The following is a 23,070-nucleotide window of genomic DNA, read 5'->3' as shown; positions in this document are numbered from 1 at the left end:
GCGTCAGTAAAGGGTGTGCAAAAACTACCGGACCGATAGCTGAGGGCGTAAGAGAGGTGCGCCAATGGGTATCACCTCGTGATCTTCAATGTGATATGCCAATGCACACCTCCGCCGCCGGACGCTTTCACCGTGAATTGCGGTGCGCCGGCGGCGGTCTTCCATGGAGGCCGTGGGGGGGCGGACGGGCCGCGCCCGGCTGTGGCGGAGAGGGCTCCTCGCCCTGGCTGGACGGGGGAAACGGCACTGCGACCGCCCCGGGAACGGTCCTGGAACGGTCCGGGAAGGTCTGAACGCGGTTCGGAACGAAAGAGGGGCAGGATGAATTGACGGCGCCGTTCCTTTTTCCGCCGCCGACCTCGCCGCGATCCTCGCCGTGATCCTGAGAAATGCCAAAGAAAAGGACCCGACTGGAGGCCGGGTCCTTTTCCTTGTGTCAAAGACCGGGAAAAGATCAGACGATCTTGCCGGACCAGTTGGCCTGGGCGGTCTTGTAGACGGCCAGGGTCTCACCGTCGAAGTACGGGGAGACGCTGGTGTCGATGCGGCCGTTGCCGTCGGTGTCGGAGACCGCGATGGTCACACCGTTCAGGTAGCCGAGCCGCTTGGTGCTGCTGTAGCGGTACAGCCAGGACGAGCCGATGGCGCCCTCACCGGTGAAGGAGGACTTGATGCCCACGAGCTCCTCGGCCTTCATCGACGCGGCGCTCGCCTTGAAGGTCTTGCCGTAGGCCCACTTGAGGGTCTTGCCGGTGAAGGCGTAGTTGCCGTCGGGGTGCGACCCGCTCGGGTAACCGAACTCGAAGACGGCGGTGCCGACCTTCTGGTTGTAGGCCAGGCCCTGACCACCGACGTTGGACCCGAGGGTGCCGACGTCCTTGAGACCGATCGCCAGCTTCGCGCCGACGACCTTGTAGCCGACGATGGTCTTGCCCCAGTTGTTGCCACGGCCACGGTCGTCGCTGCGGTGGTCACCACGGTTGTCGCCGCGGTGGTCACCACGGTTGTCGCCGCGGTGGTCACCACGGTGGTCGCCGTGGTCGTCGCCCTTGCCGGACTGCGCGTAGACGGGCTCGACCGCGAGCTTCGACCAGCCCGTGGTCTTGTCGGCCTCGAGCTTGGCCTTGTAGGCGTAGGCGTCCTTCTTGCTCTTGAAGAACTTCGAGACGAGCCTGCCGTTGGTGCCGCCGTCGGTGGGGATGACGCCGTTGTAGACGGTCACGAACGCGTAGTCGCGGTCGCCGTCCTCGTACACGCTGTAGTCGTAGTGCGTGTAAGCGGTCTTGCCGACGTAGATGCCCCAGGGGGTCTTGCCCTGGTAGTAGCCGGGGACGAAGACCCAGTTGTCCAGCGTGGTCGCGTTCGACTTGGTGTCGTACACGCAGTGACCCGCGGTCGCCACGACGTTCTTGTACTGCGACTGCAGGGCGGTCGCCGAGCACCAGTGCGGCTTGCCGTCGGCGCCGGTGAAGAACACCTTGCCGGTGGTCTTCGGCAGGTTCACGTTCTTCGACGTGCCGGTGGTGGCCTTCTTGTCACCGCTGGAGCCGACGACGCCGGCCTTGTCGTCGGCGGAAGCCCCGCCGGTCGACACGTGCTTGGCGGAGACCGTGGTCTCGGCCGTGTACGGCGTGGCGTTGACCAGGTTGGCCTTGGCCTGGCCGAGCCAGTACTGGGCAACCTGCTGGGCGGCGAGGTTGGTGTTGGCCAGGTTCACGCTCGGAACGGAGTCGGCGTGAGCCGGGGCGGCGATGGCCGCGGAGGCCAGCAGGCCGGCCGCGATGCCACCGAATGCGAGGGTGCGCTTCAACTTTCTCTCCCTGGTCTGTCGTGGGGCGACTCCTGCACCCCATACGTCAGTAAAGGAACGGTCAGAAAGTTATAGGAGAACTTGGTGTGGTGTAAGTGGAACCGTGACGCATGCCCGCCGCCCCCGGCTCGCGTGATTCGTGGTGATTTGGAGGTCTCTGCGGGCATCTCCGCTGATCACGTACGGTGCCGGACGTCCGTTGTCGCGGCGGATGAGCACCCGAGGTTGGGGTGCGTATGTGATGCAAATCACATTGAACGGATGAAACCGAGAGCGGGGGTTCAACGTCAAAAGGAGCCCTCGGCGGGACGGCGAGAGGTCCTCGGTGGCTCGTTTCCGGCCGCCCGAAAGACGCTGGATCGGTGGGGCCGCAGGCGGTCCTTCGGAGGTGTCCCGGGCCGTTCGTGTCCGCCTAGAGGATCACTGAAGCCGGGGGCGGCGCCTGGGCCGGAATGAGCCGGCGGTGGCGGAGCGGGAGAGGGGCGGAGTGGTGGCCGCGCGCTCGATCCCCCTGGAACGCACCACGGCGTGAGGCCGGTGAGGCGGTTTCGGGCAACAGAAAAGGGCCCGGCTGGGTGCCGGGCCCTTTCCTTGACTCTGCTTTACCGGGGGGAAGATCAGACGATCTTGCCGGACCAGTTGGCGGCAGCCTGCTTGTAGACGGCCAGCGTCTCACCGTCGAAGTACGGGGACACGTTGGTGTCGATGCGGTTGTTGCCGTCGGTGTCGGAGACCGCGATGGTCACACCGTTGAGGTAGCCGAGCCGCTTGGTGTTGCTGTAGCGGTACAGCCACGCGGAACCGATGGAGCCCTCGCCGGTGAAGGAGGACTTGATGCCCACGAGCTCCTCGGCCTTCATGGACGGGGCGGCCGCCTTGAAGGTCTTGCCGTAGGCCCACTTCTGGGTCTTGCCGGTGAAGGCGTAGTTGCCGTCCGGGTGCGACCCGCTCGGGTAGCCGAACTCGAAGATGCCCGTGCCGATCTTCTGGTTGTAGGCCAGACCCTGACCGCCGACGTTGGACCCGAGGGTGCCGACGTCCTTGAGACCGATCGACAGCTTGAAGCCGACAACCTGGAAGCCCTTGACAACCTTCGCCGAGAACGTCCGGCTGAAGTACTTGTACTCAGGACCCTGGGGACCCTTCGGGCCTTCCGGACCCTTCGGACCCTCGGGACCCTTCGGACCCTGGGGGCCCTGGGGGCCCTTCGGACCCTGCGGGCCCTGCGGACCCTTCGAACCCTCGGGGTTGTTGGGCGCGAAGCTGGGCTTGTTGCCGCCCTGCTCCTTCACCCGCCAGTACAGGGTCTTCCCGTCCTGGCTGACGTAGGAGTCCTTGTCCTGCGTGTAGTCCTTCTTCTCGACGTTGGCAGGCGCGGTGGCGAAGGTGCCCCAGGTCCACTTGCCGTTCGGGTCGGTCAGGTTCTTGCCCTTGTTCCAGGCCTGGAACTCGGCGACGGTGACCGGAACCGGCTTGGCGAAGCGCGAGAGCTTGTTGACCGGCACGATCTGGAGCTTCGAGAGCGCGGTGGTCTTGTCGGCCTCGAGCTTCCGCTTGGCCTTCCAGGCCTCGAGCTTGGTCGGGTAGACCTGCGACTCGTACTTGCCGCCGCTGGTGCCGCCCTCGGTGGGGATGACGCCGTTGTAGACGGTCACGAACGCGTAGTCGCGGTCGCCGTCCTCGTACACGCTGTAGTCGTAGTGCGTGTACGCGGTCTTACCGACGTAGATGCCCCACGGGGTCTTGCCCTCGTAGTAGCCGGGGATGAAGACCCACTTGTCCAGGGTCGTGGCGTTGGACTCGGTGTCGTAGACGCAGTGACCGGCCGTGGCGACGAGGTTCTTGTACTGGCCCTGGACCGAGGTGGCCGAGCACCAGTGGGGCTTGTGGTCGGCGCCGATGAAGAAGACCTTGCCGGTGGTCTTCGGGAGGTTGACGTTCTTGAGGTTGCCAGTGGCGGCCTTCTGGTCGCCGCTGGAGCCAACCACACCAGCCTTGTCGCTGGCCGACACGCCGCCGGTCGACACGTGCTTGGTGGGGACCTGGGTCTCCACCGCGTACGGCGTGGCGTTGATCAGGTTGGCCTTGGCCTGGCCGAACCAGAACGCCGCGACCTGCTGGGCCGCGAGGTTGGTGTTGGCCAGGTTCACGCTCGGAATCGAGTCCGCGTGAGCCGGGGCAGCGATCGCCGCGGAGGCCAGCAGGCCGGCCGCGACACCACCCAGGGCGAGAGTGCGCTTCATGGATTTCTCCTGGTCTGTCGTGAGGCGCCACTTGCGCCCCATGCGTCAGTGAGGAACGAGGAGAAAGCTATATGAGGAAAAGGGGTGACGTAAGTGGGTTTGTGGCCATGTCTTAAGGGGGAGTGGGCACGCGAATGACCCGAGCCGGAGAGTTGTTGATCATTTTGGCTGATCAACAATGGTGCCAAGGGGCCTCCGTTACGCTCCGCGTTGGACCGATGCAACGCCAGATGTGATGTAAATCACAGCTGTGGAGGAAACCGAAGAGGTGTGCAATCACGTCGCGGCGAGCGGGGTGAGGGCCGTCGGCCCGTGTGGACGCGTTTCACAGAATCGGACAAGCGGTGCTATTTGCGACCATTAGCCGTCAGGTCGGGCAGGGGAGAGCGCGCACCAGCCGACCAGTGGACGACTCCGGACAAGGAGTGAGAATTAGGCGGTTTCGGGCAACAGAAAAGGGCCCGGCTGGGTGCCGGGCCCTTTCCTTGACTCTGCTTTACCGGGGGGAAGATCAGACGATCTTGCCGGACCAGTTGGCGGCAGCCTGCTTGTAGACGGCCAGCGTCTCACCGTCGAAGTACGGCGAAACGTTGGTGTCGATGCGGTTGTTGCCGTCGGTGTCGGAGACCGCGATGGTCACACCGTTGAGGTAGCCGAGCCGCTTGGTGTTGCTGTAGCGGTACAGCCACGCGGAACCGATGGAGCCCTCGCCGGTGAAGGAGGACTTGATGCCCACGAGCTCCTCGGCCTTCATGGACGGGGCGGCCGCCTTGAAGGTCTTGCCGTAGGCCCACTTCTGGGTCTTGCCGGTGAAGGCGTAGTTGCCGTCCGGGTGCGACCCGCTCGGGTAGCCGAACTCGAAGATGCCCGTGCCGATCTTCTGGTTGTAGGCCAGGCCCTGACCGCCGACGTTGGACCCGAGGGTGCCGACGTCCTTGAGGCCGATCGACAGCTTGAAGCCGACGACGCGCCAGCCCAGGAACCGCTTGCCCTGGGGAACCGTGATCCCCTCGGGAGCCTTCAGCTCCTGCGGGGCCGCGGCCTTGTTGTCGCCGGGCTTGTGGTCCCAGTCGCCGGGCTTGTGGTCGCCGGGCTTGTGGTCCCAGTCGCCGGGCTTGTGGTCGCCGGGCTTGCCGGGCTTCCAGTCGCCGAAGACCGGCTCGACCGCGAGCTTGGACCAGCCCGTGGTCTTGTCGGCCTCAAGCTTGGCCTTGTACTTGAGGGCGTCCCACTTGCTGGCGAAGGTCTTCGACACGAAGCGGCCGTGAGTGCCGTTCTCCGTGGGGATGACGCCGTTGTAAACCGTGACGAACGCGTAGTCGCGGTCGCCGTCCTCGTACACGCTGTAGTCGTAGTGCGTGTAAGCGGTCTTACCGACGTAGATGCCCCAGGGGGTCTTGCCCTCGTAGTAGCCGGGGATGAAGACCCACTTGTCCAGCGTGGTGGCGTTGGACTCGGTGTCGTAGACGCAGTGACCCGCGGTCGCCACCAGGTTCTTGTACTGGCCCTGGACCGAGGTGGCCGAGCACCAGTGCGGCTTCTTGTCAGCGCCGATGAAGAACACCTTGCCGGTGGTCTTCGGCAGGTTGACGTTCTTCAGGTTGCCGGAGGCAGCCTTCTGGTCGCCGCTGGAACCCACAACGCCGGCCTTGTCGTCGGCGGAAACGCCGCCGGTCGACACGTGCTTGGTGGGGACCGTGGTCTCCACCGCGTACGGGGTCGCGTTGATCAGGTTGGCCTTGGCCTGACCGAACCAGAACGCCGCGACCTGCTGGGCCGCGAGGTTGGTGTTGGCCAGGTTCACGCTCGGGATCGAGTCGGCCTGAGCCGGGGCAGCGATCGCAGCGGAGGCCAGCAGGCCGGCCGCGATCCCGCCCAGAGCGAGAGTGCGCTTCATAACATTTCTCCTGGTCTGTCGTGAGGCGTCACTTGCGCCCCATCCGTCAGTGAGGAACGAGGAGAAAGCTATAGGACGAAAAGAGGGGGCGTAAGAGGGTTCGTGACCGTCTCATGACGGGAGGCGTTGCGGGCGGAAGCGGTCGATCGGGGGATGGCGAACCATTTTGGCTGATCATCAAAGGTGTCCAAGGGGCCTCCGTTACGCTCCGCGTTGGACCGCTATAACGATTACTGTGACCTAAATCACAGTTTCGAGGGAAACCGAAGAGGTGTGAGATCACGTCAAAGCCCTCACACGCGGGGTGATCCGGTGGCTTCCAGCAGCCGCGACAAACCCCGAAAATGGGACGAACGGCACTATTTGTGACCATCGGTAAGAGAGTCGAGCTGGGTTGGTCCAGACCCGTCGGCCCGTCGGGCGCTGATCCCGACAGCACGGCAATCGGCGGGTGCGCGAGAGCGGATCGTCGGCAGCGAGCGATCGGCGGCCGGCACGGGAAGAGGCCGCCCTGGCGGTGGGGGGCATTCCTGCTTCGGCTCTGGTGGAAGCATCCCGAGCGATCGCGATCGGTTCAGGCGTCGTGCGGAGGAGTGCGGCGCCGTCGTGGTCGGAAGCGGCCTGCTGGAGAGCACTCGATCGGCCTCGTCGACAAAGGCGCAGTACGTCGAACTTTGTGCGGAAACGGGAAAAGGGCCCGGCTGGGTGCCGGGCCCTTTCCTTGACTCTGCTTTACCGGGGGGAAGATCAGACGATCTTGCCGGACCAGTTGGCGGCAGCCTGCTTGTAGACGGCCAGCGTCTCACCGTCGAAGTACGGCGACACGTTGGTGTCGATGCGGCTGTTGCCGTCGGTGTCGGAGACCGCGATGGTCACACCGTTGAGGTAGCCGAGCCGCTTGGTGTTGCTGTAGCGGTACAGCCACGCGGAACCGATGGAGCCCTCGCCGGTGAAGGAGGACTTGATGCCCACGAGCTCCTCGGCCTTCAGCGAAGCAGCGCTCGCCTTGAAGGTCTTGCCGTAGGCCCACTTCTGGGTCTTGCCGGTGAAGGCGTAGTTGCCGTCCGGGTGCGACCCGCTCGGGTAACCGAACTCGAAGATGCCCGTCCCGATCTTCTGGTTGTAGGCCAGACCCTGACCACCGACGTTGGACCCGAGGGTGCCGACGTCCTTGAGGCCGATCGAGAACTTCTTGCCCACGACCTGGTAGCCCTTGACAACCTTCGCCGTGAACGTCCGGCTGAAGTAGTTGTACTCGACGGGGCCCTGGTTGCCGGGCTTCCAGTCGCCGGGCTTGTGGTCGCCGGGCTTCCAGTCACCGGGCTTGTGGTCGCCGGGCTTCCAGTCACCGGGCTTGTGGTCGCCGGGCTTCCAGTCGCCAGGCTTGTTGTCCTTCCGCACCCGCCAGAACAGGGTCTTCCCGTCCTCGCTGATGTAGGAGTCCTTGTCCTGCTTGTAGTCCTTCTTCTGAACCACAGCAGGCTCGGAGGCGGAGGTGCCCCAGGCCCACGGGCCCTTGCCGGTCAGGTCCTTGCCCTTGTTCCAGGCCTGGAACTCGGCGACGGTGACCGGGGACGGCTGACCGAACCGCGAGAGCTTGCTGGCCTCGACGATACGGAGCCTCGAGCCGACGGTGCTCTTGTCGCCCTCGAGCTTCCGCTTGGCCTTCCAAGCCTCGAGCTTGGTCGGGTAGACCTCGGACGCGTACTCGCCGGCGCTGGTGCCGCCCTCGGTGGGCAGAACGCCGTTGTAGACCGTGACGAACGCGTAGTCGCGGTCGCCGTCCTCGTACACGCTGTAGTCGTAGTGCGTGTACGCGGTCTTACCGACGTAGATGCCCCACGGGGTCTTGCCCTCGTAGTAGCCGGGGATGAAGACCCACTTGTCGAGGGTGGCCGCGTTCGACTCGGTGTCGTACACGCAGTGACCCGCGGTCGCCACCAGGTTCTTGTACTGGCCCTGGACCGAGGTGGCCGAGCACCAGTGCGGCTTGTGGTCGGCACCGATGAAGAACACCTTGCCGGTGGTCTTCGGCAGGTTGACGTTCTTCAGGTTGCCGGTGGCGGCCTTCTGGTCGCCGCTGGAGCCAACCGTGCCGGCCTTGTCGCTGGCCGACACGCCGCCGGTCGACACGTGCTTGGTGGGGACCGTGGTCTCCACCGCGTACGGCGTGGCGTTGATCAGGTTCGCCTTGGCCTCGCCGAACCAGAACGCCGCGACCTGCTGGGCCGCGAAGTTGGTGTTGGCCAGGTTCACGCTCGGAATCTGGTCGGCCTGAGCCGGGGCGGCGATCGCCGCGGAGGCCAGCAGGCCGGCCGCGACACCACCCAGAGCGAGAGTGCGCTTCATGGATTTCTCCTGGTCTGTCGTGAGGCGTCACTTGCGCCCCATCCGTCAGTGAGGAACGGGATGAAAGCTATAGGACCGATTGGAGTGGCGTAAGGGGAATTGGTTGATTCGCCTAATGCCTTCACCCGTGATGCCGACAATCGCTTCCTGAGAGGTAGCTGAATATCTGCTGATCATGGCCTGTATGGAGCGGCTTCTGTCACGGTGTGTCGCGGATCGGTCACGCACTAATGTGACCTAAATCACAGGTTTAGATGAAACCGGGAGCCCAGGGGATTGCGTCGGAGTGTGCCCTTTCGCCTGGACCGTGGTTCGGGTGACCGGGCCTGAGGCTCACGCGAAGTGATCAAGGAATGGCGCAAAGCAGCACGTCGATCCCACTCGCCGGTTGCGGCGCGACCACACCCGGCCCGGCGCGCGTCGCCTCGGAGCTCTCCGTGCCCGCCCCGTCCCGCGAGGGGGAGGCGCGTGAGACCGGTGTCCCGACGATGGCACCCGGAGCCCTGCCGGCCGCTGCCGAGCCCTCCTGTGGAGGGGATGCCATGGGGAAAGCACTCTGATCCGATCGGTGAACCTCGCCGTGCCCTGAGCGGCGATCGGGAGAATGGCGCGCAGGTAGCAGGCGGCGCCGGATGTGAATTCGCCGTAACGCTCGCCCAGGAGGTTTCGGGACGGCGAAACGGGCGTTCGGCAGGGGTGCGGGTCGGCGGTTGAGAAGAACGCTTTCGGGCGCCGGCCGCTGGTGCGCGCTTGTCGCAGAGAACTCGCAACGGCAGAGGCCGAGCATGCTCGGCGGGCGTCCCCGCGTCGCAGCGCGTCCAGATATCCGCAGGTCACATCGGTTATGAGGTAGCGCTCGGCTTCATGGAGCCGGTCGTTTTGCAACGGTCCCACGGTCGCACGTCGCGTGATGGGAGAAGCATGGCGCGGGTGGTTGCTATATCGTTCAGCCGGTTTTCCCTGCTATCGGAACAGGTGAGGGTGGCAATTTCGGGAACGCGTATCGCTCCTCGTCGCCCACCGATCAAAACGCTTCGCTTCTCTTTTCTTTGCGCGACATCGGACTCGGTCGTCCGGCATTGTCCGCAGATCTCGTTTCAGTAAATCTGGTTTCCGTTGACTTCCTCACTCGCGGCCGCACCGGGTTTTCTTCAGATATTTCCCGGGGTGCCGCGACAGGCGATCCCTGTCGCGCTGACGATGCCATCCCGACACGATCTGTAAGTGTGCGCGCGTATTCGTACGCCGTACAAGTAAATTGCCGGGGATACGCGTGATGTGGTGTCCGCGGTGTGGTGCCCACGGGCGGGTGAGGCCGGTGCACACGTGCCACCGTGCCGCCCCGAAGACTTCCGCGTGAGGGAGAGCGCCTCAGGATGGCGCTGAACGCCTCCACGAGCGGCGTTGCCCGCGGCGAGAAACATCCGGCGTGCGTCGCCGCCCGTCGATCGTTGACGGCGGCGCTCCAATACTGGATCAGGCACACTTTCCGTGATCGGACCCCGGCTGAGCTGATCACGGTTCAGGCGTTCTAGCCAGTAGGTCGCCCGTCGATGGCGACGATCTGCGGCGTGTTGATCAGTGAGACGGTCGGGGCGTTGTTCCCTCACCTGGCCCGCGTGTGCATTGACCAGGTGTTGCGTGCGGGAAGGACGGTGCGGATCCGGGCCAGGACCGGCACCGTGGAGGCGGCGTGCCCGGACTGCGGGGTTCGGTCGGGGCGCAGGCACAGTCACTACGAACGGCGGTTGTCCGACACCGCAGTCGGCGGCCAGGAACTGCTCATCCACCTGCGGGTACACCGATTCTTCTGCCGTAATACCGCCTGCGCGAGAGCGACGTTCGCCGAGCAGATTCCCGGCCTGACGGTGCGATACGGCCGCCGCAGCATCCCAGCGGGCAGGGTGTTGGCGGCGATTGCGCTGGCGCTGGGCGGTCGCGCCGGGGCCCGCCTCACCCAGCGCCTGGCCACCTCAGTCAGCCGGACGACCCTAATCCGATTGATCCGCGGCCTGCCCGAGCCGCCCCTCGCGGCGGGCCCGCGAGTGCTCGGCGTGGACGACTTCGCCTACCGGCGGGGCCACTCCTACGGCACCATCCTGATCGACATCTCCACCAGCAGGGTGGTCGACGTGCTACCTGACCGGACGGCCGAGACCCTCGCGGCCTGGCTGCAGGCTCACCCCGGCGTCGAGATCGTGTGCCGGGACCGGGCCAGCGCCTATGCCGAGGGCGTGGCCCGCGGCGCACCGCAGGCGATCCAGGTGGCAGACCGCTGGCACCTGTGGAGGAACCTCGGCGAGGCCGCCGAACGCACCCTCACCCGGCACCGCCATCACCTGCCGTCCCTGGTCCCCGCGCTCAACGCTCAGCCCACACCTGCTCCGCCTGCGCAGGCGTCCACCCCGCCTCGGATACCCGCCGACCGCGACGACCGGATCGCTGTTCGCACCCGGGAACGGCATGCCGTCGTTCACGCTCTGCTGAAGCAAGGCCACGGCGTCCGGGAGATCGCCCGGCGGTTGAACCTCGGTCGCAACACCGTCCGGCGCTTCGCCCGCGCCGGCAACCCTAAAGACCTGCTCGTCCACGCCGGTACCGGCCAACGCCCCAAGGCGTTGGACGCCTATGACGGCTACCTGCGCACGCGGTGGGCGGAGGGATGCACCAACGCCGAACTCCTCTGCCGTGAACTGCGCAATCTCGGTTACCGCGGCAGCAGCACCGCCGTCCGCCAATACGTCCGCCCCTGGCGAGCCGGCCTACCACCCACCCCGGCTTCGCTCCGCCCGCCCACGGTCCGGCAGGCCACCGGCTGGTTCCTGCGCAACCCCGCCCGCCTCGAACCCGGCGAGCAACACCACCTCGACACACTCACCGCCTTATCTCCCCAGCTGGCAGCCCTCCGGGTTCACGTGCGTGAGTTCGCCGACATGATGATGAACCGCCGCGGCCGGGACCTGGAGGCATGGATCAACGCGGTACTCCGCGACGACCTGCCTGACCTGCGCTCCTTCGTCACCGGGGTACGCCGCGACCAAGACGCCGTCACCGCCGGCCTCACCCTGCCCTACAGCTCCGGACCCGTCGAAGGGCACGTCAACCGGACCAAGATGCTCAAGCGGCAGATGTACGGCCGCGCTAACCCCGACCTCCTACGCAAACGCCTCCTGCTGGCCGACTGACCAGGGTCCGATCACGGAAAGTGCGCCTGATCCCACATTCGAGCGACGTTGACAATCGTCTCGGCGTACAGCGAATGGGCAAGGCGGGAGGTAAGGGAGTGGTGCCGGCATCGTCCTCGGCGCGGCCCGTGGAGACGGCTTGAGCTCGCGGGACACAGACGACTCGCGAGACAGACGACTCGCGGGACAGACGACTCGCGGGACAGAAGCGAAAGGGCCCCGCTGCGGACAGCGGGGCCCATCCTCATGCCAACGGAAAAGGCCCGGCTGTGGAACAGCCGGGCCCCATCCTCACGTCAGGAGTCGGAGACTCAGACGATCTTGCCAGACCAGTTGGCGGCAGCCTGCTTGTAGACGGCCAGGGTCTCACCGTCGAAGTACGGGGAGACGCTGGTGTCGATGCGGCCGTTGCCGTCGGTGTCGGCGAGGCCGATGGTCACACCGTTGAGGTAGCCGAGCCGCTTGGTGCTGCTGTAGCGGTACAGCCAGGACGAGCCGATGGCGCCCTCACCGGTGAAGGAGGACTTGAGGCCCACCAGCTCCTCGCCCTTGATGGCCGCGGAGCTCGCCTTGAAGGTCTTGCCGTACGCCCACTTGAGGGTCTGGCCGGTGAAGGCGTAGTTGCCGTCCGGGTGCGACCCGCTCGGGTAGCCGAACTGGAAGACGGCGGTGCCGATCTTCTGGTTGTAGGCCAGGCCCTGACCACCGACGTTGGACCCGAGGGTGCCGACGTCCTTCAGGGTGATCTTCAGCGTGCCGTGGGGCCTGTGGTCGTCGTGGCGAACCGACTTCGCCCAGAACGTCCGGGCGTAGTACTTGTACTTGGGCCGGTGGCCGTTGTCGTCGCAACGGTCGTGGCCACGCGAGAACCTGTCGCCGTGGTCGTCGCACCAGTCGTGCCCGCGGTCGTCGTGACGCTTGCCGAACTCGGGGTTCGGCGCGCTGGTCTGCGCGGCGAAAGCCTCGGTGCTCGGCGAGGCCGAGGGGCTGGCGGAGGGAGAGCTGCTCGGCTCGGCCAGAGGCGCGAGCTTCCTGTCGTCGTCGCCCTTGCCGTAGCCGCCGTGGCCGTAGCCGCCGTGGCCGTGACCACCGTTGCCGGGACGGCCCGGGCCGTGGTGCTCGTCGTCGCCGCCCCAGACCTTCTTACGGAAGTACAGGGTCTTGCCGTCGCGGCTGACGTACGAGTCCGAGTTGCTGCGGTAGGCCCGCTCGTTGATCTCGTTGGTCTCGGCTCCGGTGCCCTTGGCCCAGGGGCCGTTGCCGGTGAGGTCCCTGCCCCTGTTCAGGGCCTGGAACTCGCGCACGGAGACGTTCCGCACGAACGAGCGACGGTCGTCGTGGTCGCGGCCACCGCGGTACCTGCCGTCGTGGTCACGTCCGTCGTACTTGTCGTGGCGGCCGTGGTCGTAGCGGTCGTCGTAGCGGCCGTGCTCGTAGCGACCGTGCTCGTAGCGGCCGCGCCGGTCGTAGCTGACGTCCGTGACCTGGACGCCGTTGTAGACCGTGACGAACGCGTAGTCGCGGTCGCCGTCCTCGTACACGCTGTAGTCGTAGTGCGTGTAAGCGGTCTTACCGACGTAGATGCCCCACGGGGTCTTGCCCTGGTAGTAACCGGGGATGAAGACCCACTTGTCGAGGGTGGTCGCGTTCGACTCGGTGTCGTAGACGCAGTGGCCCGCGGTCGCGACCAGGTTCTTGTACTGGCTCTGGACCGAGGTGGCCGAGCACCAGTGCGGCTGGTGGTCGGCGCCGATGAAGAAGACCTTGCCGGTGGTCTTCGGCAGGTTGACGTTCTTCGTGTTGCCGGTGGCGGCCTTCTGGTCGCCGCTGGACCCGACCGTGCCGGCCTTGTCGTCGGCGGAAACCCCACCGGTCGACACGTGCTTGGCGGAGATCTTGGTCTCCACGCCGTACGGCGTGGCCTTGATCAGGTTGGCCCGCGCCTCGCCGTACCAGAACGCCGCGATCTCCTTCGCGGCGAAGTTCGTCTTGGCGAGGTTGATGGACGGGATTTGGTCGGCATGAGCCGGGGCGGCGATCGCCGCGGAGGCCAGGAGGCCGGCCGCGACCCCGCCGAGAGCGAGAGTGCGCTTCAAGTGGATCTCCCTGGTCTGTCGTGGGGCGTCACTTGCGCCCCATGCGTCAGTGAAGGAACGGTGGGAAGTTATAACGAGAAAGCCTCTGAAAACAGAAATTTCAGAGTTTCCTCTCCGCACCCGCAGAGTCTTCGCCGCGTGGCGGTGGCGGTGCCGCCGCGGTGGCGAACGTCCCGTCTTCGCTGATCACGGAGCATCCGCACGCCCCCGGCCGGGACCGGAGCTGGAGCGATCCAAGGGATGGGTGTGACAAAAATCACACCTATGGGGAGATATCTGGACCAGCCGGAAGTGAGTCAACGCCCGGCTGACCGGTGGTGCGATTCAGTGTCGAAAGCACCAAAAGCGACAAATGTAAGAGATTGTCATCTCTCGGCCCTGACGAGGGCGTTTCTCTGCCTTCAATTTTGCCGTTTTTGTCGGCTTTTGCCGTTATTGTGATGCTGACGGGTCGTGCCTCCCGGGCGAACCCCGCCGGATCAGTGAGCGGCCGAGTCGGAGGCGTCGAAAGGGACCAGAAGCGTGCGCAGCAGGCCGGCTAGCGCCTGTTGTTCGTGTTGTTCCAGGCCGGCCAGCAGTTCGCGTTCGCGGCGCAGCAGGTCGGCGAAGGCGGCGTCCACGCGCTGCATCCCGGCGGGAGTCAGCCGCACCAGCACCCCGCGCCGGTCCTCGGGGTCGGGCCGCCGGACGACCAGCCCGGCGGCCGCGAGCCTGTCGATGCGGTTCGTCATCGTGCCCGAGGTCACCAGGGTGGCCCGCAGCAGCGCCCCCGGGCTCAGTTCGTACGGCTCGCCCGCGCGGCGCAGGGCCGTCAGCACGTCGAATTCCCACGACTCGATGTCATGGGACGCGAAGGCCGCACGGCGCTCGCGCTCCAGGTGCCGGCTCAGCCGGGAGACCCGGCTCAGCACCTCGAGAGGCGTCACGTCCAGGTCCGGGCGCTCCTGCTTCCAGGCGGCGACCAGCCGGTCCACCTCGTCCTCGACGGGCCTCGAGAAGGTCATGCGCCGAGTCTAGCTTCTCTTGACGTCGAGATATCTTCCGCGATATCGATGAAATCTCGACATCAAGATAGTGAGGGTGGACATGAGCGCGGACATATGGGACCCGGAGGTCTACGAGCGCTACGCGGCCGAGCGCGGCCGTCCTTTTCACGAGCTCATCGCCCGTGTGGGCGCACGGTCGCCCGAGTATGTGGTCGATCTGGGGTGCGGCACCGGAGAGCTCACGGCGACCCTGCGTGACCGCTGGCCGGGGGCCCGCGTCCACGGCGTCGACTCGTCGCCCGCGATGATCGCCAAAGCGCCGCCCGGGCCGACGTTCGAGGTGGCCGACGTCCGCGACTGGCGTCCGCCGCGCCCGGCCGACGTGATCGTCTCGAACGCGCTCCTGCAGTGGATCCCGGAGCACCCCGACCTGCTGCGCCGGTGGAGGAACCACCTCACCGAGGGCGGCTGGCTCGCCTTCCAGGTGCCGGGCAACTTCAACGCGCCGAGTCACGCCGTCGTGCGCGAGCTGTGCCGTACGACCTGGCGGGACGAGCTGGGCGACGTCCCGCGGGGCGTGCCGGTCGGGGATCCGGCCGACTACGTGGACCTGCTCGCCGGGATCGGCTTCACGGTGGACGCGTGGGAGACGACCTACGTGCACGTCCTGCCGGGGGAGGACCCGGTGCTCGGCTGGATCAAGGGCACGGCCCTGCGGCCCATGCTCGACCGGCTGCCGCCCGGGCGCCACGCCGACTTCCTCGCCGACTGCGCGCGTGTCCTGCGCGAGGCCTACCCGCCCAGGCCGTACGGCACCCCGTTTCCGTTCCGGCGGATCTTCGTGGCCGCACATCTGTGAGGTTTGTTCACCTTCGCGTGGCAGTATGACCGCAAACCGGGACACGCAGGGGGAACGGTGGCGCTGGAAATCGAGGACAAGTTCGACGTTCCGGAGGGCTTCGCTCTGCCCGATCTCGGCGGCGTGCCCGGGTGCGAGCGGGTGGCCGAGCCGCTCTCCCACCGGCTGACCGCCGTCTATTTCGACACCCCCGACCTGCGTCTGGCGGCCCGCGGTGTCACCCTGCGCCGGCGGCGCGGCGGGGACGACGAGGGCTGGCACCTCAAGCTGCCCAAGGTCAAGGGCGCCCGCCAGGAGATCACTCGGCCGCTCACCCGCAGCGCCAAGGTGGTGCCCGCCGAGCTGGCGAGTCTCGTCCTCGCGTACACACGGGGCGCCCCGCTCGCCCCGGTGGCCCAGCTGGAGACCCGGCGCGGGGTCACCCGGCTGCTCGGCCCGGGCGACACGGTGCTCGTGGAGATCGCCGATGACCGGGTCAAGGGCACGGTGCTGGGAGACGAGCCGGTGGTGCGGCGCTGGCGCGAGGTCGAGGCCGAGCTCAAGGAGGGCGGACGCGACCTCCTCAAGAAGGTGGCCAAGCGCCTGCGCAAGGCGGGCGCCGCTCCCGCGGACAGCGCGAGCAAACTCGTCAGGCTTCTGGGAGACAGGGTTCCGGGTGACCGCATCCCCGGGCCGCGGCCCACGACCCGGCCCGAGCCCGGTTCGGCCGGAGAGGTCGTCGTCGCCTACCTCCGTGCCCACGCGGACGCGCTGATCGCACAGGACCCGCACGTACGGCTGGCCGAGGAGGGCGCCGTCCACAAGGCCAGGGTCGCCTGCCGCCGTCTGCGCAGCGCGCTGAAGGCGTTCAAGCGGATCGTGGCCGGCACCGAACGCCTCCAGGAGGAGCTCAAGTGGCTCGGCGAGGTGCTGGGCGAGTCCCGTGACCTGGAGGTGATCCGGGCCCGCTTCGCCGCCCGCCTCGACGGGCTCGACCCCCGCTTCGTCACGGGGGACGTGCGCCGCCGACTGGGTGACGACCTGTCGGCCAGGGAGCACGACGCGTACGGGCGCATCCGGGCCGCGCTCGGCGGGGAGCGTTACTTCGCGCTGCTCGACGCCCTCGACGCGCTGGCCGCCGACCCGCCGCTGACGGCGAAGGCGGCCAAGGACGCGGACAAGGCGCTGTCGAAGATCGTGGACAGGAACTGGCGACGGGTGATCGACGCCTACGACGTGGCCCGCGGCATGGAGGAGGGCGAGGAGCGAGAGACGGCCATGCACGAGGTGCGCAAGGCCGCCAAGCGCGCCCGATACACGGCGGAGACCGCCGGCATGTCCGGCGTGGCCGAGCGCGCCGAGCAGGTGCAGGAGGTGCTCGGACGGCACCAGGACGGCGTCGTCGCCCAGGGCGTGCTGCTGGAGGAGGCGGAAAGGGCCAGGCAGGCCGGGGAGGACACCTTCACCTATGGCGTGCTCGCGGGCATCGAGAGCGCCGAGGCTGCCCGGGCCCACGAGGAGTTCCCCTCCGTCTGGTCCCGCCTCGCCTGACCGCGCCTCGCTCAGGTCGCGTACCGCTCCTCGCTCAGGTCGCGTACCGCTCCATGCTCACGACGCGTTCGCCGGCCCCGGCAGCGCCGCGGTGGAGTACGGCGAAGCCGCCCTTGGCGATGTTGCGGTCGCCCATGCCGTACGGCGCACGATGGGCCATGCCCAGCAGCTCGGGCAGGACCTTGCCGTGGCTGCACAACACCGCCGCCCCGGGCTCGGCGAGCAGATCACGCACGATGCGTTCCGCCTCGCGCGCGTCGTAGCCGCTCTCCGACAGCGCCGTCTCCTCGCGCACCTCCAGCCCGTGCCGTTCGGCGTACGGCTCGAGCGTCTGCGTGCAGCGATCACTGTGCGAGCTGACCAGGACGGCCGGGCGGTAGGCCCCGAGCACCGTGGCCAGGATCTCGGCCTGGGCGCGGCCGCGCTCGTCCAGCGGGCGCCGGTCGTCGTCGCCCTTCCACTCCTGGCGGGAGCCGGCCAGCGCGTGCCGCAGCAGGATCAGCGGCGTGGTCACGAGGGGAGCGGCGCCGACGGCCCGCAGCAGGCCGCGGTCCCACGCGTGGGTCAGGCGCCGCCGCGCCTCCTCGATCGGCAGCCAGGCGATCTCGTCGACCTCGTCGCCGTCGGCCGCGGCCTCGTCGTCATCGAGAGCGCGGGCGAGCCAGTAGTCCACCCGCTTGAGCCGGTCGTCGTGCCTGTAGTGCACGGGCGGGAGCGCGCGGCCGAGCACGACCCGAAGGCCGGTCTCCTCCCGCACCTCACGCAGGGCCGCCGCGACGACGTGCTCGCCGCGCTTGAGCTTCCCCTTGGGCAGGCTCCAGTCGCCGTACGCCGGCCGGTGCACGAGGGCGACCTCCGGGGCGTCCTCGTCCCCCCGCCACACGACCGCCCCGGTCGCTCTCACCATGCCAGTCGTCGTCATGTCGGCCGTCGCCATCACTCCGTTCCGTCGTCCACGGCCCGCCAGCGGCGGCTCGCGATGAGGTGGTGCTGGAGGTCGACCTCGCCCCGGTGCCGCAGCCACTTGCCGTCCGAGTGCAGCGTCCACGTGGTGGTGGTGTCCTCGAACGCCATGTCGAGCAGACGGGACAGATATCGGCGGTGCTCGGGGCTGACGACCTTGACCAGCGCCTCGACCCGCCGGTCCAGGTTGCGCCGCATCAGGTCCGCGCTGCCGATCCAGATCTCCGGCCGCCGCCCCCCGCCGAACTCGTATATCCGGGAGTGTTCGAGGAAGCGGCCGAGCACACTGCGTACGCGGATGGTCTCGGACAGGCCCGGTACACCCGGGCGGAGGGTGCAGATGCCGCGTACCCACAGGTCCACCGGCACCCCCGCCTGCGACGCGCGGTACAGCGCGTCGATGACGGGCTCGTCCACCATCGAGTTGGTCTTGATCCGGATCCGGGCCGGGCGGCCCGCCACCCGGTGCGCGATCTCCTGCTCGATCCGGGCGAGCAGGCCCTGGCGCAGCGAGTCGGGCGCGACCAGCAGCCGGCGATACTCCGACTGGTGGGAGTAGCCGGTCAGGTGGATGAACAGGTCGGTGACGTCCTCGCCCACCTGCGGATCGGCGGTGAGCAGGCCGAAGTCCTCATACTGCCGGGCCGTCTTGGGGTTGTAATTGCCGGTGCCGATGTGGCAGTAGCGCCGCAGCTCGCCGCCCGCCTCCTGCCGGACCACCATCGACAGTTTGCAGTGGGTCTTGAGGCCGAGCACGCCGTACACGACGTGGCACCCGGCCGTCTCCAGCTTGCGCGCCCAGGAGATGTTCGCGTGCTCGTCGAACCTCGCCTTGATCTCCACCACGACCACGACCTGCTTGCCCGCCTCCGCCGCGTCGATCAGCGCGTCCACGATCGGCGAGTCGCCACTGGTCCGGTAGAGGGTCTGCTTGATCGCCAGTACGTCCGGGTCGGCCGCCGCCTCCTCCACGAACCGCTGCACGCTCGTCGCGAACGAGTCGTACGGGTGGTGGATGAGGATGTCCCGCTCGCGCAGGGTGGCGAACAGGTCGTCCTCGGCGCTGATCGCCTCCGCCGGGACGAACGGCCGGTAGTGGAGCTCCGGGCGGTCGAGGTCGGCGATGGCGTGCAGCCCGGTCAGGTCGAGCGGCCCGGGTAAGCGGTAGATCTCGTTGTCCGCCACGCCCAGCTCGTCCACGAGCAGTTCGAGCACCTCGGGGGTGATGGTGTCCTCGACCTCCAGCCGCACCGGCGGCCCGAACCGGCGGCGCAGCAGCTCTCGCTCCAGCGCCTTCATCAGGTTCTCCGTGACGTCCTCGTCGATCTCCAGGTCCTCGTTCCTGGTGACCCGGAAGACGTGGTGCTGCACGATCTGCATGCCCTTGAACAGCTCGCCCAGATGCGCCGCGATCACGTCCTCCAGCGGGACGAACCTGCTCGGCGAGGCGGTCACGAACCGGGGGAGCTGCGAGGGGACCTTCACCCGCGCGAACACCGTGTGGCCGTTCGCCGGGTTCCGCACCATCACGGCCAGGTTCAGGGACAGACCCGAGATGTACGGGAAAGGGTGGGCGGGATCGACGGCCAGCGGCGTCAGGACCGGCCGGATCCGCTCACGGAAGAGTTTGCGCAGCGCCGTCCGCTCGTCCCTGGCGAGGTCGTCCCAGCGGACGATCGCGATGCCCTTCTCCGAGAGCGCGGGGCAGAGGCGCTCGTGGAAGACCGCCGCGTGCCTGCGGGCGAGCTCGTCGGCGACCGTCGCGCTCCGCGACAGCGCCTCGCTCGGCTTGAGCCCGCCCGTCGTCCGCAGCAGCAGGCCGGTCGCCATTCGCCGTTTCAGCCCGGCCACCCGTACGCGGAAGAACTCGTCCAGATTGCTCGCGAAGATGGCGAGGAACCGGACGCGTTCGAGCAGCGGAAGCGAGGAGTCCTCCGCCAGCTCCAGGACGCGCTCGTTGAACTGGAGCCAGCTCTCCTCCCGGTTGAGGAACCGATCGCTGGGCAGAGCGGCATGCGCGGGGAGGTCGGCCTCCTCCGGCTCACGGGCGGGGGGGCTTTGGGCGGACATATGACGAAATATGCCCTCAAATGTTGAACGTAACGTTAACGCCGTAGCAACGAAAGCCTCAGGTCGGTTCCCCCGAACACGTCCCGCGCGTCGACCTGCCCGCCGTCCCGCGCAACGCCGGCGACCGGCCCGGACCACGGCCGTACGGGCGCCCTGCTCGCCATGACCGCCCACGGGCCGCCGGTCGGAACCTCGGCCGTACGGGCGCCCTGCTCGCCCTGCTCGCCATGACCGCCCATGAGCCGCCGGCCGGGAGGTCAGATCTCCCCGTGGTGCTGCCGATCGAGTCCCTTGCCCCGCTCGCGCGCCAGGCGTTCCAGTTCCCTGGTCCGCTCGCGTTGGCGGCGTTCGAGTTCCTTGGCGCGTTCGCGCTGCTCACGCTCGCGTGCCTTCTCCTGCTCGCGGCGGAGCTTGTCCTGCTCCTTCATCTGCCGTTCGAGCTCCTTGGCGCGTTCGCGCTGCTCGCGTTCCTTGGCCTTCTCCAGCTCGCGCTGCTGGCGTTCGAGCTGCTTGGCGCGTTCGCGCTGCTCACGCTCGCGTGCCTTCTCCTGCTCGCGGCGGAGCTTGTCCTGCTCTTTCGACTCGCGTTCGGCGGGTCTCGACACACGGGTGTCCACGGTGGGGGACAGGACCAGGCCACGCGTCGCGCCGGTGAGCACGGGATTGGCGTCCAGGCCCGTCAGGCCGTTCCACGACAGGTTCACCAGATGGGCGGCGACCTCCTCGCGGCGCGGTTTGCGCACGTCGAGCCACCACTGTCCGGTGAGGGCGGTCATCCCCACGAGCATCTGGGCGTACATCGGCGCGAGCTTGGGGTCGTAGCCGCGTTCCTTGAACTCGTCCGCCAGCACGTCCTCCACCTGGCTGGCGATGTCGCTGATCAGGCTGGCGAAGGTGCCCGTCCCCGAGGCGGCGTGGGAGTCGCGGACCAGGATGCGGAAGCCCTCGCTGCTCTCCTCGATGTACTGCAGGAGGGCGAGCGCGGCCCGCTCCAGCTTGACGCGGGCGTGCGAGGCCGACAGGGCCTGGGTGACCAGGCTGAGCAGGCGCTGCATCTCCCGGTCGATGACGACGGCGTAGATGCCCTCCTTGCCGCCGAAGTGCTCGTACACGACGGGCTTGGACACCTTGGCGCTGGCCGCGATCTCCTCGACCGACGTGCCGTCGAAGCCCTTGTCCGCGAACAGGGCACGGCCGACCTGGATCAGCTGCTCGCGCCGCTCCGCGCCGGTCATGCGTCTGCGGGATCGGGAGGACTCGCTCACGGGTTCCATCATGGCGGGTGCGGCGGCCCGAACCCGGTTCGGGCCGGTCTCCGTTCTTTTCGAAGGAGTCGCCGTTTTCTTGGAAGGAGCCGCCGGACGCGCCGGTACGGCCACCGCGGAGGCGGGGGCCGTACGAGTGCCGGTGCCGGCCGGTGCCGGGGGTACGGAGGACGCCGGCGTTGAAGCGGGCGCCGCTCTGAGGGATCCCGGTGTTAGAGATGCCGGTGTGAGGGACAGGGCCGCCGCGTTCAGCGGAGCGGCCCTGCCGTCAGCGCTGACAGAGTCGTCAGGCAATTCGCTTCGCCGCCAGCCGCTCGGGCGTCGGCCAGCGCACGTCGTGGGCCCATCCGGCCTTCTCGAACCAGCGGATGAGACCCGCGCTGAGGTCGATCTGGCCCTTGAGCGCGCCGTGCCGGGCGCAGGTCGGGTCGGAGTGGTGCAGGTTGTGCCACGACTCGCCGAACGACGGGATGGCCAGCCACCAGACGTTGCGGGACTTGTCGCGCGACTCGAACACCTCTTCGCCGAACACATGGCAGATGGAGTTGATCGACCAGGTGACGTGGTGCAGGAGCCCGATCCGCATCAGCGTGCCCCAGAAGAACGCGGTCAGCGCGCCCTGCCAGGACCAGGTGATCAGACCGCCGAGGACCGGCGGGAGCAGCAGGGAGGTGATCGCCAGCGTGGGGAACCACCGGTGCAGCTTCATGATGTCCGGGTCCTTCAGCAGGTCCGGGGCGTACTTGGCGCGGTTGACGCGCTCGACCTCGAAGAGCCAGCCCACGTGCGCGTACAGCAGGCCCTTGCACATCGACTTGAAGCCGGGCCCGAACCGCCACGGCGAGTGCGGGTCGCCCTCCTTGTCGGAGAACTTGTGGTGCTTGCGGTGGGCGGCCACCCAGTCCAGCACCGACATCTCCAGCGAGAGGCTGCCGGCGATCCCGAGCGCGATCTTCAGAGGTCGGTTGGCCTTGAACGAGCCGTGCGTGAAGTAGCGGTGGAACCCGACCGTGACCCCCAAGCCGGACACGATGTAGAAGACGCCGGCGATCGCCACGTCCGTCCAGCCCAGGCCCCATCCCCAGGCGAACGGCACCGCGACGATGACCGCGAGGATCGGAAGGCCGACGACGAGTGCGAAGACGACCAGATCGGCTTTGCTCTTGCCTTCAGGTTCAAAGTCCGGCTTCGGCTGTGGGGAGGGACGGTCGGTCAGGACGGTCATGGGCTACCTCACGAGATGGGAAGAATTTCTGGCTACGCAACCGTAACCTACGCCATCGTAAGTTAGGAATTCCTAAGAGCGAATGTGTGGAAGGTGACGCTCCGGGACGCATCTGGTGGCGAATCCACGCCTTGCACCAACGGTCGGCCATCTGGTAACGCCTCATGCTCGCTTCCGGCCGCGCCGTCGATGCCGCGGCGTCCACCGCGACTTGCCCGCAATGTCCTCTCCGTAACATCCAAAATCGCCGCACTTTGCGCTATGCAGCAGCGACCTGCCGCTGATCGTCACGCATGGCCGGCCGGGCTCGGTCGCGGAGTTCCCGCGGGTCATCGGCCCGCTCGCCGACCCGGCGGCGCACGGCGGCGATCCGGCCGAGGCCTTCCACGTCGTCGCCCCGTCGACCCCCGGGTTCGGCTTCTCCGGCCCCACCACGGAGACCGGCCGGGACCTGCGGCGGGTCGCGCGGGCGTGGGCGGAGCCGATGGACCGGACGGGCCCGGCCCGCGAGCTGCCCGAGGACGCGGTGGACCTCGACCGGATGCTCACCGATGTGAGCATCTGCTGGTCCACCAGGGCCGCCGGGCGGCGG

General features: G+C 67.7%; 14 protein-coding genes. 3 read left to right on the top strand and 11 right to left on the bottom strand.

The window, feature by feature from the left end:
• Window positions 1–454: 454 nt before the first annotated feature.
• The 4 genes from ACQPZZ_RS35830 to ACQPZZ_RS35815 form a co-directional block, all read right to left on the bottom strand.
• A complete protein-coding gene (locus tag ACQPZZ_RS35830) occupies window positions 455–1,810 on the bottom strand; it encodes a trypsin-like serine peptidase (RefSeq protein ID WP_432926421.1) in 1,356 nt (451 codons plus the stop codon).
• 617 nt (window positions 1,811–2,427) lie between these two features.
• On the bottom strand, window positions 2,428–4,053 hold the full coding sequence (locus tag ACQPZZ_RS35825) for a hypothetical protein (RefSeq protein WP_432926419.1): 1,626 nt from the start codon (window positions 4,051–4,053) through the stop codon (window positions 2,428–2,430).
• A gap of 511 nt (window positions 4,054–4,564) precedes the next feature.
• Window positions 4,565–5,950 (bottom strand): trypsin-like serine peptidase, encoded by a 1,386-nt coding sequence (locus ACQPZZ_RS35820; protein WP_432926417.1) that lies wholly within the window; start codon window positions 5,948–5,950, stop codon window positions 4,565–4,567.
• 747 nt (window positions 5,951–6,697) lie between these two features.
• Window positions 6,698–8,299 (bottom strand): trypsin-like serine peptidase, encoded by a 1,602-nt coding sequence (locus tag ACQPZZ_RS35815; protein WP_432926415.1) that lies wholly within the window; start codon window positions 8,297–8,299, stop codon window positions 6,698–6,700.
• Window positions 8,300–9,852: 1,553 nt separating this feature from the next.
• Between ACQPZZ_RS35815 and ACQPZZ_RS35810 the strand changes: the two genes are divergently transcribed.
• A complete protein-coding gene (locus ACQPZZ_RS35810; protein ID WP_432926413.1) occupies window positions 9,853–11,484 on the top strand; it encodes an ISL3 family transposase in 1,632 nt (543 codons plus the stop codon).
• Between the two features lie 311 nt (window positions 11,485–11,795).
• Here ACQPZZ_RS35810 and ACQPZZ_RS35805 read toward each other — a convergent pair whose 3' ends face one another.
• Together ACQPZZ_RS35805 and ACQPZZ_RS35800 are read right to left on the bottom strand one after the other, a co-directional pair.
• Window positions 11,796–13,580, bottom strand: coding sequence for a trypsin-like serine peptidase (locus ACQPZZ_RS35805; RefSeq protein ID WP_432926411.1), 1,785 nt, complete (start codon window positions 13,578–13,580; stop codon window positions 11,796–11,798).
• A 479-nt stretch (window positions 13,581–14,059) separates the two neighbouring features.
• Window positions 14,060–14,584: a MarR family winged helix-turn-helix transcriptional regulator gene (locus ACQPZZ_RS35800; RefSeq protein WP_363644924.1), complete on the bottom strand. Its 525-nt coding sequence runs from the start codon at window positions 14,582–14,584 to the stop codon at window positions 14,060–14,062.
• Between the two features lie 82 nt (window positions 14,585–14,666).
• On the opposite strand from ACQPZZ_RS35800, the gene ACQPZZ_RS35795 reads away from it, so the two are divergent.
• Window positions 14,667–15,425, top strand: coding sequence for a trans-aconitate 2-methyltransferase (locus ACQPZZ_RS35795; RefSeq protein ID WP_432926408.1), 759 nt, complete (start codon window positions 14,667–14,669; stop codon window positions 15,423–15,425).
• Between the two features lie 57 nt (window positions 15,426–15,482).
• On the top strand, window positions 15,483–16,955 hold the full coding sequence (locus tag ACQPZZ_RS35790; RefSeq protein WP_432926406.1) for a CHAD domain-containing protein: 1,473 nt from the start codon (window positions 15,483–15,485) through the stop codon (window positions 16,953–16,955).
• 34 nt (window positions 16,956–16,989) lie between these two features.
• On the opposite strand, the gene ACQPZZ_RS35785 is transcribed toward ACQPZZ_RS35790, so the two are convergent.
• The 5 genes from ACQPZZ_RS35785 to ACQPZZ_RS35765 form a co-directional block, all read right to left on the bottom strand.
• Window positions 16,990–17,892: an NUDIX hydrolase gene (locus tag ACQPZZ_RS35785; RefSeq protein WP_432926404.1), complete on the bottom strand. Its 903-nt coding sequence runs from the start codon at window positions 17,890–17,892 to the stop codon at window positions 16,990–16,992.
• The gene (locus ACQPZZ_RS35780) at window positions 17,892–19,988 is read right to left on the bottom strand and encodes an RNA degradosome polyphosphate kinase (RefSeq protein ID WP_432926402.1); all 2,097 of its coding nucleotides are present in this window, start codon (window positions 19,986–19,988) and stop codon (window positions 17,892–17,894) included. Before ACQPZZ_RS35780 ends, ACQPZZ_RS35785 begins: the two co-directional genes overlap by 1 nt.
• A gap of 35 nt (window positions 19,989–20,023) precedes the next feature.
• Entirely contained in the window at window positions 20,024–20,227 is a 204-nt protein-coding gene (locus ACQPZZ_RS35775) for a hypothetical protein (protein WP_432926400.1), read from the bottom strand.
• 18 nt (window positions 20,228–20,245) lie between these two features.
• A complete protein-coding gene (locus ACQPZZ_RS35770) occupies window positions 20,246–21,262 on the bottom strand; it encodes a TetR family transcriptional regulator (RefSeq protein WP_432934658.1) in 1,017 nt (338 codons plus the stop codon).
• A gap of 277 nt (window positions 21,263–21,539) precedes the next feature.
• Window positions 21,540–22,478 carry an acyl-CoA desaturase gene (locus ACQPZZ_RS35765; protein WP_432926398.1) on the bottom strand — a complete coding sequence of 313 codons (939 nt, stop codon included), beginning with the start codon at window positions 22,476–22,478 and terminating at the stop codon, window positions 21,540–21,542.
• Between the last annotated feature and the right edge of the window lie 592 nt (window positions 22,479–23,070).

The organism is Microbispora sp. CA-135349 (assembly GCF_050947365.1).
GTDB lineage: Bacteria > Actinomycetota > Actinomycetes > Streptosporangiales > Streptosporangiaceae > Microbispora.
Note: the sequence above shows the minus strand (reverse complement) of the source record. Positions and strands in the feature narration are given on the sequence as shown.